Source organism: Enterococcus spodopteracolus, from assembly GCF_030441955.1.
GTDB lineage: Bacteria > Bacillota > Bacilli > Lactobacillales > Enterococcaceae > Enterococcus_B > Enterococcus_B spodopteracolus.
Window position 1 is genome coordinate 472512 of sequence record NZ_JARJHD010000001.1, and the last position, 13026, is coordinate 485537.

14 protein-coding genes and 1 riboswitch are annotated in these 13026 nt (G+C 39.5%); all 14 genes read left to right on the top strand.

Translation table 11 applies throughout. The features are described 5' to 3' along the window. Positions 1-21 precede the first annotated feature (21 nt). Positions 22-66: riboswitch (PreQ1 riboswitch) on the bottom strand. A 285-nt stretch (positions 67-351) separates the two neighbouring features. The 14 genes from P3R27_RS02245 to P3R27_RS02310 all read left to right on the top strand — a co-directional run bounded on the left by P3R27_RS02245 (position 352) and on the right by P3R27_RS02310 (position 12741). Next, positions 352-1323: an alpha/beta hydrolase gene (locus tag P3R27_RS02245; protein ID WP_034687452.1), complete on the top strand. Its 972-nt coding sequence runs from the start codon at positions 352-354 to the stop codon at positions 1321-1323. Positions 1324-1414: 91 nt separating this feature from the next. After that, the gene (locus P3R27_RS02250) at positions 1415-1690 is read left to right on the top strand and encodes a GNAT family N-acetyltransferase (RefSeq protein ID WP_034687450.1); all 276 of its coding nucleotides are present in this window, start codon (positions 1415-1417) and stop codon (positions 1688-1690) included. A 200-nt stretch (positions 1691-1890) separates the two neighbouring features. Beyond that, the gene (secG, locus tag P3R27_RS02255) at positions 1891-2127 is read left to right on the top strand and encodes a preprotein translocase subunit SecG (protein ID WP_010734881.1); all 237 of its coding nucleotides are present in this window, start codon (positions 1891-1893) and stop codon (positions 2125-2127) included. A gap of 203 nt (positions 2128-2330) precedes the next feature. Next, entirely contained in the window at positions 2331-3077 is a 747-nt protein-coding gene (locus tag P3R27_RS02260; protein WP_034687447.1) for an alpha/beta hydrolase, read from the top strand. Positions 3078-3079: 2 nt separating this feature from the next. Next, on the top strand, positions 3080-5443 hold the full coding sequence (gene rnr / locus P3R27_RS02265) for a ribonuclease R (protein ID WP_126134234.1): 2364 nt from the start codon (positions 3080-3082) through the stop codon (positions 5441-5443). A gap of 33 nt (positions 5444-5476) precedes the next feature. Next, entirely contained in the window at positions 5477-5941 is a 465-nt protein-coding gene (smpB, locus tag P3R27_RS02270; RefSeq protein ID WP_010734884.1) for an SsrA-binding protein SmpB, read from the top strand. Positions 5942-6242: 301 nt separating this feature from the next. After that, positions 6243-6962, top strand: a complete 720-nt coding sequence (gene atpB, locus P3R27_RS02275; RefSeq protein WP_010734885.1) for a F0F1 ATP synthase subunit A — start codon at positions 6243-6245, stop codon at positions 6960-6962. A 48-nt stretch (positions 6963-7010) separates the two neighbouring features. Next, positions 7011-7226 carry an ATP synthase F0 subunit C gene (atpE, locus tag P3R27_RS02280; RefSeq protein ID WP_010734886.1) on the top strand — a complete coding sequence of 72 codons (216 nt, stop codon included), beginning with the start codon at positions 7011-7013 and terminating at the stop codon, positions 7224-7226. A gap of 101 nt (positions 7227-7327) precedes the next feature. Further along, positions 7328-7852, top strand: coding sequence for a F0F1 ATP synthase subunit B (atpF, locus tag P3R27_RS02285; protein WP_010734887.1), 525 nt, complete (start codon positions 7328-7330; stop codon positions 7850-7852). Then, on the top strand, positions 7839-8381 hold the full coding sequence (atpH, locus tag P3R27_RS02290; protein WP_034687442.1) for an ATP synthase F1 subunit delta: 543 nt from the start codon (positions 7839-7841) through the stop codon (positions 8379-8381). The genes atpF and atpH overlap by 14 nt, the downstream gene beginning before the upstream one ends. 22 nt (positions 8382-8403) lie before the next feature. After that, complete coding sequence (gene atpA, locus P3R27_RS02295; RefSeq protein ID WP_010734889.1) at positions 8404-9960, top strand: F0F1 ATP synthase subunit alpha; 1557 nt, start codon at positions 8404-8406, stop codon at positions 9958-9960. A 13-nt stretch (positions 9961-9973) separates the two neighbouring features. Beyond that, entirely contained in the window at positions 9974-10876 is a 903-nt protein-coding gene (locus P3R27_RS02300) for a F0F1 ATP synthase subunit gamma (protein WP_010734890.1), read from the top strand. Between the two features lie 22 nt (positions 10877-10898). Further along, positions 10899-12305, top strand: a complete 1407-nt coding sequence (gene atpD / locus P3R27_RS02305; RefSeq protein ID WP_034687440.1) for a F0F1 ATP synthase subunit beta — start codon at positions 10899-10901, stop codon at positions 12303-12305. Positions 12306-12318: 13 nt separating this feature from the next. After that, positions 12319-12741 (top strand): F0F1 ATP synthase subunit epsilon, encoded by a 423-nt coding sequence (locus tag P3R27_RS02310; RefSeq protein WP_010734892.1) that lies wholly within the window; start codon positions 12319-12321, stop codon positions 12739-12741. The last annotated feature ends 285 nt before the right edge of the window (positions 12742-13026 follow it).

Consider the following 13026-nt stretch of genomic DNA (forward strand, 5'->3'; position numbering starts at 1 on the left):
TTTCCAATCTCCTTTCTTTAGAGACACTTAGTTTTTTATCCTGGGAAGTTTCCGAACCAGTCCAAGGGGTCAACCCTTGATTCCAATGCACGGCATTAGTATACTTATTTTTATGGAGAATGTAAATGTTATACAAACAATTCATTTTTTCTTATGAGTGTTAGCAGTAAGAAGAGAAGATCATTATAGGGAACGATAGGTTTAAAATTACAGCAAGTCAATGGTTCCTCGTCTGTCTCTTTGATAGAAAGTGGTACAATAGAAATGAACGTTGAAATACGTGTGTGAAAACTAGAGCACCATTTAACATACTTGATTTTTTAATTTCGATCACCAAGTAGAAAGTGTGGGATGCAAGTGATTGTTTTTTATAGTTTATTAATGATGTTATTAATGATCGGTAGTTATCATTTTATTGCTTATCTGTACGCAAAGAAGTTGATCAAAACTGGATTACAACGTGGTTATGCTTGGTATGAAGAGACAGGGCATCAACTCATGGACCCTGCCTCTTTGACGACAGTTGAAGAGCAACGCCAACGTTTAGAAGATCTAGCAGAAGATTTTTGGCAACAAGGAGAACCCATAATGACCAAAAGTCAAGAGGGGTTAAAATTGAAGGGTAGAATATTCTCTGCTTATTCGAACAAAGGTAAATGGGTAGTCTGTGTCCATGACTATCGCAGCACAGGAAAAAAAGACATGTCTTATATCGGAAAAAAGTATGCAGAAAAAGGCTTCAATGTATTGATCCCTGATTTGCGTGCCCATGGGGAAAGTGAAGGGGAGATCATTGGGATGGGCTGGTTGGACCGATTAGATCTGATACTCTGGATCAATGAGATCTTGCAACGAGAGCCAGAGGCTAAGATCATCTTACATGGAGGCTCAATGGGTGCTTCTACGATCATGATGGCTAGTGGAGAGAAATTGCCGAGTGCTGTCAAAGGATTAATTCTTGATAGTGGCTTTGTATCCGTTTATTCAGAATTTCGTTATATGTTAAGCAAATTGACAGTTTTTCCAAAAAAAATCATTATGCGACATGCAAATCGTTACGCACAAAAATATGCAGGCTATTCTTTGAAACAGGCATCAGCAACGAGACAGTTAGGGAGCAATCATTTACCCGTTCTGATCATCCATGGTGAACATGATCATTTTGTTCCGATGGAAGCAGCTTATACGATCCAAAATGCAACGGCAGGAGATAAAGCCTTACTGCTAGTGCCTGGAGCAGAACATTTAGAAGCAGTCAGTAAAGATCCAGAGACCTACTGGACAGTGATTTTTTCATTCATTGAGCAAAGAGTGGGTCTATAAGTAAAAATGTTTGTTTGAAAAAAATAGGACTGTTAAAATTTAAGTTGAATAAAGAAATTGTTCGTTAGTTTAGGGTTGGGAGAGTGAAATGATGGAAATCAAAGAAGAAAAGAATCGCTTAGTGTTATTGGACGATGAACAAAGTGAAATAGGAGAAATGACGTGGTCTGATGCTGGTCCTGATATTATGATCATTGATCATACATTTGTTGATCCTGCATTTCGTGGACAGAAATTAGCAGAAAAATTGGTTGCTACAGGAGTGGAAGTAGCCCGACGTACTGGCAGAAAAGTGATTCCGTTATGTCCCTACGCAAAAGCGGAGTTTGAGAGAAAAGTTGAATATCATGATGTTTGGCGTAAATAAGCGCCAATGGTTAGCAAATAAGCATTGATTTTAGATGAGGATACAGGGGGAGCGTTTGTCATAGAACATGCAAAAAAATCGATGTGAAAAAGCCTAGAAATGTTCTTTAAAACATCGGCCATCTTATGAAACACTGTTGTCACAAGACGTGTTATGTGATAAAGTTAGAAGGACGATATTTTGAGAAAGGAGGCTGTTTGATGTATAATATTATTTTAGGGATCGTCATTGTCATCTCGATTATGATGGTCATTGCGATCATGATGCAACCAAGCAAACAAAATAGTGCAGCAAGTGCATTTACAGGTGGCGCAGATCAATTATTCGGAAAGCAAAAAGCACGTGGATTTGAAGCAGTAATGCAACGCTCGACAGCTGTTATGGGCGCTGTATGGATGATTCTGTTATTCGTACTTGCATTTTTATCTTCTAAATAAATCGTTCGAAACCAATGATCAGAAGTGATCATTTGCTTCATTTAGATTTTTGAGGAAACACGGATGGTTCATCGATTGTTCAAAAAAATAGAAGGTCTGGGAAACGAAATGCTCCCAGACCTTTTTTGTTGAATAGAAAAAGAACCATTATATAAGAAGGTATTTGCTAACTATGGTAAAATAAGGCTAATGAGGTGAATAAAATGAAAAGTCTACCACAACCTATTTATGAAAAACATGGGAAGCGTGCAATCCTCTTATTGCATGCGTATTCAGGTAGTCCAAATGATGTACGGATGTTAGCCCGTTTTTTAGAGAAATCAAACTATTCGGTCTATGCCCCAATGTTTACAGGACATGGCACGCTTGCTCCAAATGAAATCTTAGAACAGGACGCTGAGACGTGGTGGCAAGACACGAAACAAGCGATCCAGTTTCTCAACGATGAAGGATTTTCTGACATCGCCGTATTAGGATTGTCGATGGGCGGCATTTTTGCCGTTCGATCATTATCAGAATATTCGATGATAGGAGGCGGATTTTTTTGTTCGCCAATTTCTCCAGTAGAAAATCATGTGCCGGAGAATTTTGAGAATTATGTACGCCAGGTCTTGAAAATTGCTGGTGAATCGGAGTCGATGATCGAACAAAAAGTCGAAAGCTTTCGGCCACGAGTACAGCAACAATTAACAGATATTCAAGAACAAGCAGCAATAACAGAAAGTAAGTTATCAGATATCCAAAAACCAGTATTCATGGCTCAAGCGGGTCAAGATGAAATGATTGATCCTTATGGTGTCTACGAGACAGCAAAAAAACTTACGCAAACTGACATTTCCTTACACTGGTATCCAGAAAGTAAGCATGTGATCACAGTAGGAATAGCAAGAAAAGTGTTTGAAAAGGATGTATTGGATTTTCTAGAGAACTTACCTTGGAATGAGGAATAATAATGACAAAAGAAACATTAAAAGAAAAAATCATTTTCTTTATTGAAAGCAGTCGTAAGAAAAGTTTTTCGATGGAAGAAATCGCTGAAGGTCTTGGCTTTCAAAAAAGCGAAGATTTTAAATTACTAGTGCAAACCATCGCACAGATGGAAAGAGAACAAAGTATCGTATTTACCAAAAAAGGAAAAATCAAACTGCCACTTCAACCTATTTTGATTGAAGGAACGTTCCGCGCAAATGAGCGAGGATTTGGGTTTGTCACGATCGATCCTGAAGAAGATGATGTGTATATCCCCAAAGAAGCGACTGGCTATGCGATGGACGGAGATACTGTTGCAATCGATATCGTCAAAACGGCGGATGCCTTTTCGGATCGTGGAGCCGAAGGAAAGGTCGTTGAGATTCGTCAACGCGCAACCACACAAATTGCCGGAGAGTTCATCGCCTATACAGAAGATGAAATGGCAGAAACGGATCTTTATGGAGTAGTCATTCCAAAAGATAAAAAAATGAATCAATTCAAAGTGTACGCCGCAGCAGAAGGTGTCCGTCCAGTAGATGGAAGTATCGTGCTGATCGAATTGACCCATTATCCAGAAAAAAGTTATGCAACGAGTTTAGAAGGAATCATCAAACAAGTCATTGGCCATAAGAATGATCCCGGCATGGATATTTTATCGATTGTCGTAGCCAATGGGATACCGCCCCAGTTTCCGGATGATGTTTTAAGCGAAGCAGATGCTGTACCGGATAGTATCAGCGACAAAGATTTGATTGGTCGCAGGGATTTACGTGACCAATTAATCGTAACGATCGATGGCGAAGATGCCAAAGATTTAGATGATGCAGTCACAGTTAGAAAGTTAGATAATGGAAATTACTTTTTAGGCGTCCACATTGCTGATGTTTCATACTATGTGACAGAAGGCAGTCAATTAGATCGTGAAGCCTATGAACGTGGAACGAGTGTGTATTTGACTGATCGTGTGATTCCGATGATCCCGCAACGTTTATCAAATGGTATTTGTTCGCTGAATCCTAAGGTTCCTCGTTTAACGATGAGTTGTGAAATGGAGATCGACCCAACAGGGAAAATCGTTTCTCATGAGATTTTTCCAAGTGTGATCCAAACAACAGAGCGAATGACTTATACAGCAGTCAATCAGATCTTAGAAGAGCAAGACGAAAAAACGATGGCTCGCTACGAATCATTGGTTCCTATGTTTCAAGCGATGAGTGAGTTGCATGAGATCTTAGAGACGATGCGTATTCGTCGTGGTGCGATCTCTTTTGAAGATCGGGAAGCCAAAATCATGGTTGATCCAGACGGTCACCCTCATGATATCCTCTTGCGGAGTCGTGGTGTAGGAGAACGTTTGATTGAATCCTTTATGTTAGCAGCCAATGAAACGGTAGCAGAACATTACTCACGTGCGAATTTCCCTTTTATTTATCGTATCCATGAGCAACCAAAAGAAGAGAAAATGCAACGATTCTTTGATTTTGCATCTGCTTTAGGAATTTTAGTCAAAGGAACGAAGGGCACGATCACACCTAAGGACTTACAAAAAGTGATCGAAGATGTTGAAGAAAAACCGGAGTCAGCAGTGATCAATACCATGTTGTTAAGAAGTATGCAACAAGCACGCTATTCTGAGGATAATTTTGGTCATTACGGATTAGCAGCAGAGTACTATACACATTTCACCTCACCGATCCGTCGTTATCCAGACTTGATCGTGCATCGTTTGATTCGTTCATATGGTCAAGATCCAAGTGAAAGCAATCAGACGCATTGGGAAAATGCACTGCCTGATATTGCCGATCATAGCTCGAAAATGGAGCGACGTGCAGTTGAAACAGAACGTGAAGTGGACTCAATGAAGAAAGCCGAGTTTATGATGGATAAAGTGGGAGAAGAATTTGATGGGATCATCAGCTCTGTGGTGAAATTCGGGTTATTCATCGAACTTCCAAATACAGTAGAAGGTTTGATCCATATCAATGAATTGAAACAAGATTATTTCCACTACATTGAAAACCATCTAGCGCTCGTTGGTGAGCGGACAGGATTAACCTTCAAGATCGGACAAAAAGTACGGGTAAAAGTAGTCAAGGCTGATCCTACTGAGCGAGCGATTGATTTCGAATTAGTCTCCGCAGAGGAATTGGCACCGTTAGAAGCGCCAAAAGGAAGAAGAAAAGAAGCGAATAGAGGTTCTTCAAAACATTCAAATGGACGGCAAACGGACAAGAAAAAACGTCCGAAAAAAGCCGATAGTAAATATGGTCCAAAAAAAGGAAAAGGGAAAAAAGGGAAAAAACCTTTTTACAAAGGCGTCACCAAGAAGAAAAAGAAAAAATAAATAAAAAATGAAAATGAATTGGGGGAATGTCCAATGCCAAAAGGCGAGGGAAAACTGATTGCGCAAAATAAAAAAGCTCGCCATGATTATTCGATCATCGACACAATGGAAGCAGGAATGGTTTTACAAGGTACAGAGATCAAATCTATTCGCAATAGTCGTATCAACTTAAAAGATGGATTTGTTCGTGTGAGAAACGGCGAAGCTTTTTTGCATAATGTCCATGTCAGCCCTTATGAACAAGGGAATATCTTTAATCATGATCCACTAAGAACTAGAAAATTATTATTGCATAAAAAGCAAATTGCGCGTTTATTGAATGAAACAAAAAATACCGGAATCACGATTGTTCCATTGAAAGTCTATATCCGAGACGGCTATGCGAAAGTCTTGATCGGATTGGCCAAAGGGAAAAAATCGTATGATAAGCGAGAAGATCTGAAGCGAAAAGATGTGGATCGACAAATTGATCGTACATTAAAAAATTTCTCTAGATAATTTCATTATCCTTTTTCGCATATTCGGTGCTTTTAGATTTACTTAATGATAAAATTTGTTAGCATTTAATCTGATGAAACATGATTATCACAGGTTTTTTCTGAGTTTCCAGGCATCATATCATCCATGTTTTTGATGATTTTTAGACTGAAATAAAAAAGTGTCTAATTTTCATGAAAATACTTTGAAATTTCTATTTCGTGGTGGTATGATACCGTTTGGTTAGAAAACGATAAAGAAAAACCAGATACACACATGAAATTGATTTTATGTGAAATTCGGGGAAAAGAGGTGAAATGGATTGGATGAACGCTCGCTAACGTTTCACATTGGACCGGTTTGGTTTGATGGAACTGTTTGTTTGATGGTGTTGTTAACTTGTTTGATCGTTTTCTTTTTAGTTTACTTCTTTACAAGAAATCTAAAGATGAAGCCAACTGGAAAGCAAAATGCACTTGAATGGGTCATTGATTTTACACGAGGGATCGTGACAGATAATGTGCCTAGAAAAGAATTGAATAATTTTCATTTATTGGCATTTACCTTGTTTCTCTTCGTTTTTGTTGCGAACAATATCGGATTAGTTACAAAAATCGTCTTACCTAGCGAAACGACACTTTGGAAAAGTCCGACAGCAGACCCGTTTGTAACTTTAACATTGGCATTTATTATGATCACACTTACTCATCTATTCGGGGTGAAGAAGCTCGGCTTCAAAGGATACTTTGTCAACTCGTTCCTAAAACCTTATAGTTTTATGTTTCCAATGAAGGTGATCGAAGAGTTCACAAACTTGTTAACACTTGCTTTACGTCTTTATGGGAATATTTATGCGGGAGAAGTATTGCTAACTTTAATCGCAAAAATGATGACAAGCTTAGGCTGGTTCTCATTGCCTTTAGCAATTCCGTTAGAGATGGTTTGGATCGCGTTCTCATTATTTATCGGAAGCATCCAAGCATTTGTCTTTGTCACTTTATCAATGGTATATATGAGTCACAAAATTGAAGTAGAAGAGTAAAACAACTAGATTTAATTACTATTTAAACTATTTAGGAGGAAGTAAATTATGAATTATATCGCAGCAGCAATCGCAATCTTAGGGGCAGCTATCGGAGCTGGTTACGGTAATGGTCAAGTAATTTCTAAAACAATCGAATCAATGGCACGCCAACCTGAAATGTCAGGTCAATTACGTACAACGATGTTTATTGGGGTAGCCTTAGTCGAAGCCGTTCCTATTCTAGGTGTTGTTATCGCCTTGATCCTAGTTTTTGGTGTGTAATAAAAATGCTCAGGTTGCGCGATAGTCAAAGAAGCTATCTACTATTTTATTAAATACGCAATCTAAGAAAACTGGATTCTCAGAGAAAGGAAGGCTAACCTATGCTGAATCAATTGGCAATTGCAGAAGTTGGCAATCCGATGTTAGGTAATATCATCGTTGTCAGCGGCTCATTTTTGATATTAATGGTCCTATTAAAACACTTTGCGTGGGGACCGATCAGCGATATTTTGAAAAAACGTGAAGATAAGATCGCCAATGATTTAGATTCTGCAGAACAATCTCGCATCAAATCAGCAAAATTAGAACAAGAACGTGAGCAACAATTGTTGGCTTCTCGCTCTGATGCTGCGGATATCATCAAACATGCGAAAGAAAGTGGAGAATTAAGCCGCCAAAATATTTTGAAGGAGACGCAAGAAGAAGTTGCTCGTCTAAAAAGTAAAGCCCAATCGGATATCACGATGGAACGTGATACGGCCTTGAACTCAGTCAAAGACGATGTAGCAGAACTTTCTCTTCAAATCGCGGAAAAAATCTTGAATAAAGAATTATCTCCAGAAATGCACGAATCTTTAATCAATCAATATATCGAAGGTCTAGGTTCGTCAAATGAAACTAGATAAATACACAGTAGGTAGACGTTACGGAAAAGCATTATTTGAACTGGCGATCGATTCAAATAATACAGAAGAAATTTACCAAGAACTTCTTAGTCTACGTAATATCTATGCTGATGTTCCTGAATTAGGGAGTGTCCTTAGTGATGTTCGATTGGAACCGCATGAAAAGCGATTGATCATGGACAAATTAGTCAGTGGTTATCAAGGAATCGTAAAAAACTTTTTAGAAGTCGTGTTCATGTACAATCGGATGAACGATCTACCTTTGATGATCGATGAATATGAACATCGTTACAATGAAAATAATGGTTTGTTACTAGGAAGTGTGACTACAGCAGTCCCACTTTCAGCGGAACAATTGACTAGACTTGAAGAAAATGTCGCTAAAACAATGAACTATCAAACGGTCGAATTGAAGCAACAAGTTGATTCTACGATCATTGGTGGGGCAATTGTAGAAGCAGATCATCAAGTGATCGACGGAAGCATTCGGACGCAGTTGGAAAAATTGCGTAATCAATTAAATAGATAGTACAAAGAGGTAGGTGAATCGAATGGCTATCAAAGCAGAAGAAATTAGTGCCTTGATTAAAGAACAAATTGAACATTATGAAAACGTGCTTTCAGTCGAAGAAATCGGTACAGTCACTTATGTTGGTGACGGAATCGCACGTGCGCATGGACTTGAAAATGCCATGAGTGGTGAACTACTTGAATTTTCGAACGGTTCATATGGTATGGCACAAAACTTGGAATCAAATGATGTCGGAATCATTATCTTAGGTGATTTTGAATCCATTCGTGAAGGGGATAAAGTAAAACGCACAGGAAAGATCATGGAAGTACCTGTAGGGGACGCAATGATCGGACGTGTCGTCAATCCTTTAGGACAACCCATTGATGGGCTAGGAGAAATCGTGACGGACAAAACACGTCCAGTTGAAGCGATGGCACCTGGTGTTATGCAACGTAAATCAGTCAACGAACCAATGCAAACAGGGTTGAAAGCAATCGATGCGTTAGTACCGATCGGACGTGGACAACGTGAATTAGTTATCGGTGACCGTAAAACAGGGAAAACATCGATTGCAATCGATACAATCATCAACCAAAAAGGTCAAGATATGATTTGTATCTATGTGGCCATTGGACAAAAAGATTCAACGGTACGTACACAAGTAGAAACATTGAAAAAATATGGCGCAATGGATTATACGATCGTAGTCAATGCGGGAGCTTCTCAACCTGCACCATTGCTATACATCGCACCTTATGCTGGAACAGCTATGGGTGAAGAATTCATGTATAACGGCAAACATGTATTGATCATTTTTGATGATCTATCTAAACAAGCTGTTGCCTATCGTGAGCTTTCTTTATTACTTCGTCGACCACCAGGCCGCGAAGCCTATCCAGGGGATGTTTTCTACTTGCACTCACGTTTGTTAGAACGTGCAGCAAAATTAAGTGATGATCTAGGTGGAGGGTCAATGACTGCCTTACCATTTGTTGAAACACAAGCTGGGGATATCTCTGCTTATATTCCAACAAACGTCATTTCAATCACTGATGGACAAATCTTCTTAGAAAGTGATTTGTTCTATGCAGGAACTCGTCCAGCCGTAGATGCAGGGTTATCAGTTTCTCGTGTTGGTGGTTCAGCACAGATCAAAGCAATGAAAAAAGTTGCCGGAACATTGCGTCTAGACTTAGCAAGTTACCGTGAATTAGAAGCATTTACGCAATTTGGTTCTGATTTAGATGCGGCGACACAAGCGAAATTGAATCGTGGTCGTCGTACAGTAGAAATCTTGAAGCAAAAATTACATGCACCTCTTGCAGTGGAAAAACAAGTAGTCATCTTATATGCATTGACACACGGTTACTTAGACAGTATCCCTGTAGATAGCATCTTAGATTTTGAACATGAATTATTTGAATATCTTGAGACAAATCATGCAGATCTCTTTGAAACGATCCGTACAACGAAAGATCTTCCTGAAGAAGAAGCGTTGAACCAAGCAATTCAAGAGTACAAAGATATCTTTATGGCAACAAAAGGAAATAATTCTTCAACAGAAGATAAATTGAAATCCATTCAAAATGCATAGTGAGGTGAGATGAATGGGCGCTTCATTAAATGAAATCAAGACACGAATCGCGTCAACGAAAAAAACGAGCCAAATCACTCGTGCCATGCAAATGGTCTCAGCCTCTAAATTGACAAAATCTGAAGCTTCTTCACAGAAATTCCAGATTTATGCCAATAAGGTGAGAGAAATCGTTACGCATCTAACAGCAACACAATTAACTGACATTGCTTCGGCTAATCCAAGAGGAGATGTCAATTATAATAGTATGCTGATCAGTCGACCAGTTAAAAAAACCGGTTATATCGTGATCACAGCTGATGGTGGGTTAGTCGGTGGCTACAATAGTTCCATATTGAAACAAACCATGTCCATCTTGGAAGAAGACCATCAATCACCAGATGAATATGTCATGATCGCCATTGGTGGTACCGGAGCGGATTTCTTTAAAGCTCGTGACATCAACTTAGCGTATGAACTGCGCAATTTGTCTGATCAACCTAGCTTTGATGAGGTTCGTAAAATCGTGAATATGGCAACGACCATGTATCAAAATGAAGTATTTGACGAATTGTATGTATGTTATAACCATCATATCAATTCATTGACTAGTCAATTTCGTGTAGAAAAAATGTTACCTATTTCAGATTTAGATCCGGGAGAAGCGAAAAGCTTTGAGCAAGAATATATTTTTGAACCTTCAAAAGAAGAAATCTTGACTCAATTGTTGCCGCAATATGCCGAAAGTTTGATTTATGGTGCGATCGTTGATGCGAAAACGGCAGAACATGCCGCGGGAATGACTGCAATGAAAACCGCAACAGATAATGCTGCGAACATCATCGATGATCTGACGGTTTCTTATAACCGTGCAAGACAAGGGGCGATCACCCAAGAAATTACCGAAATTGTTGCCGGAGCATCGGCACTAGAATAGCAAGGAGATTGGAGGAAAAAAGATGAGTTCAGGCAAGATTGTTCAAGTAATCGGTCCCGTTGTCGACGTGGAATTTTCTTTAGACCAATCCTTACCAGATATCAACAACGCATTCGTTGTTTATAAAAATGATGAGCAAAAATCAAAAGTTGTTCTTGAAGCAGCATTAGAATTAGGTGACGGTGTGATCCGTACGATCGCAATGGAATCGACGGATGGACTACAACGTGGAATGGAAGTCATCGACACAGGTAAAGCGATCTCTGTACCAGTTGGAACAGAAACATTAGGTCGTGTGTTCAACGTGCTAGGTGAAACAATCGATTTGGAAGCACCGTTTCCAGAAGATGCACAAAGAAGCGAGATCCACAAGAAAGCACCAAATTTTGATGAATTAAGCACAAGTACAGAGATTCTTGAAACTGGGATCAAAGTCATTGACTTATTAGCACCTTATTTGAAAGGTGGGAAAGTTGGATTGTTTGGGGGTGCCGGTGTTGGTAAAACCGTACTGATCCAAGAATTGATCCATAATATCGCCCAAGAACATGGGGGAATCTCAGTGTTTACCGGTGTTGGTGAACGTACCCGTGAAGGAAACGATCTGTATTACGAAATGAAAGATTCAGGCGTAATCGAAAAAACAGCGATGGTGTTTGGACAAATGAATGAGCCACCAGGTGCTCGTATGCGTGTCGCACTAACTGGATTGACGATTGCGGAATATTTCCGTGATGTCGAAGGACAAGACGTGCTTTTATTTATTGATAATATTTTCCGGTTCACCCAAGCAGGTTCGGAAGTATCTGCCTTATTAGGACGTATGCCATCAGCGGTTGGTTATCAACCAACCTTAGCGACTGAAATGGGACAACTCCAAGAACGGATCACTTCAACGAAAAAAGGTTCGATCACGTCGATCCAAGCAATCTACGTGCCAGCAGATGACTATACTGACCCAGCGCCAGCAACGACATTTGCCCATTTAGATGCAACGACAAACTTGGAACGTAAATTGACCGAACAAGGGATCTATCCAGCCGTTGACCCACTTGCTTCTTCATCAAGTGCGTTATCTCCTGAAATCGTAGGAGAAGAACACTACAAAGTAGCGACTGAAGTCCAACATGTATTACAACGTTACCGTGAATTACAAGACATCATCGCTATTTTAGGGATGGATGAATTATCAGATCAAGAAAAAATATTGGTTTCACGCGCTCGTCGAATCCAATTCTTCTTATCGCAAAACTTCAATGTAGCTGAACAATTCACAGGTCTTCCAGGTTCTTACGTACCAGTTGAAGAAACTGTCAAAGGCTTCCGTGAGATTCTTGAAGGTAAATACGATGACCTTCCTGAAGAAGCATTCCGCAGTGTCGGCCGAATCGAAGACGTTGTCGAAAAAGCGAAAAAACTAGGCTACTAGAAAGGGGTGCCCCATGGATCAATATTTAACTGTTAATGTGGTTACTCCCGATGGTTTAGTTTATGATCACCATGCGGCAATCGTTGTTGCACGAACTACTGCTGGTGAACTTGGTATTTTACCGCAACATGCGCCCATCATCGTGCCTTTAACAATTGATGAAGTTCGTGTGAAACGGACAGATTCAGATACACACGTTGACTGGATCGCTGTGAACGGTGGCATCATGGAAGTTCGCGATAACTTAGTTTCAATCGTTGCAGATAGTGCGGAACGTGAACGAGATATCGACGTAACTCGAGCAGAACGTGCAAAACAACGTGCTGAACGCCAAATCGAAGAAGCCAAACAAAAAGAGGATAAGAATGAACTGAAACGAGCAACTGTTGCGTTACACCGCGCAGTGAACCGTATCAATGTATCAAAACATAAGTGATTACTATAATTGACAATTAATTGAATTATGGAGGGAGAACCACTCCCAAAAGAAGAGATCGGGACAAACACTTAGGGGTGCTAATGCAGCCACGTGTGTTTTCCGATCTCTTCTTTTTTAATAAACGGTCAACAGTAAGGATACGGAAGGACATAGATTTACTATACCATGTTAAAATTTTGCGATTTTTTCTATTAATGTAGTGTCTTTTCTTTGTCATTCATTGTTAGGATAAAATTTATTTTTTTAGTGTAAAGAAATGATATTTTTCATCCATTTTTCAGA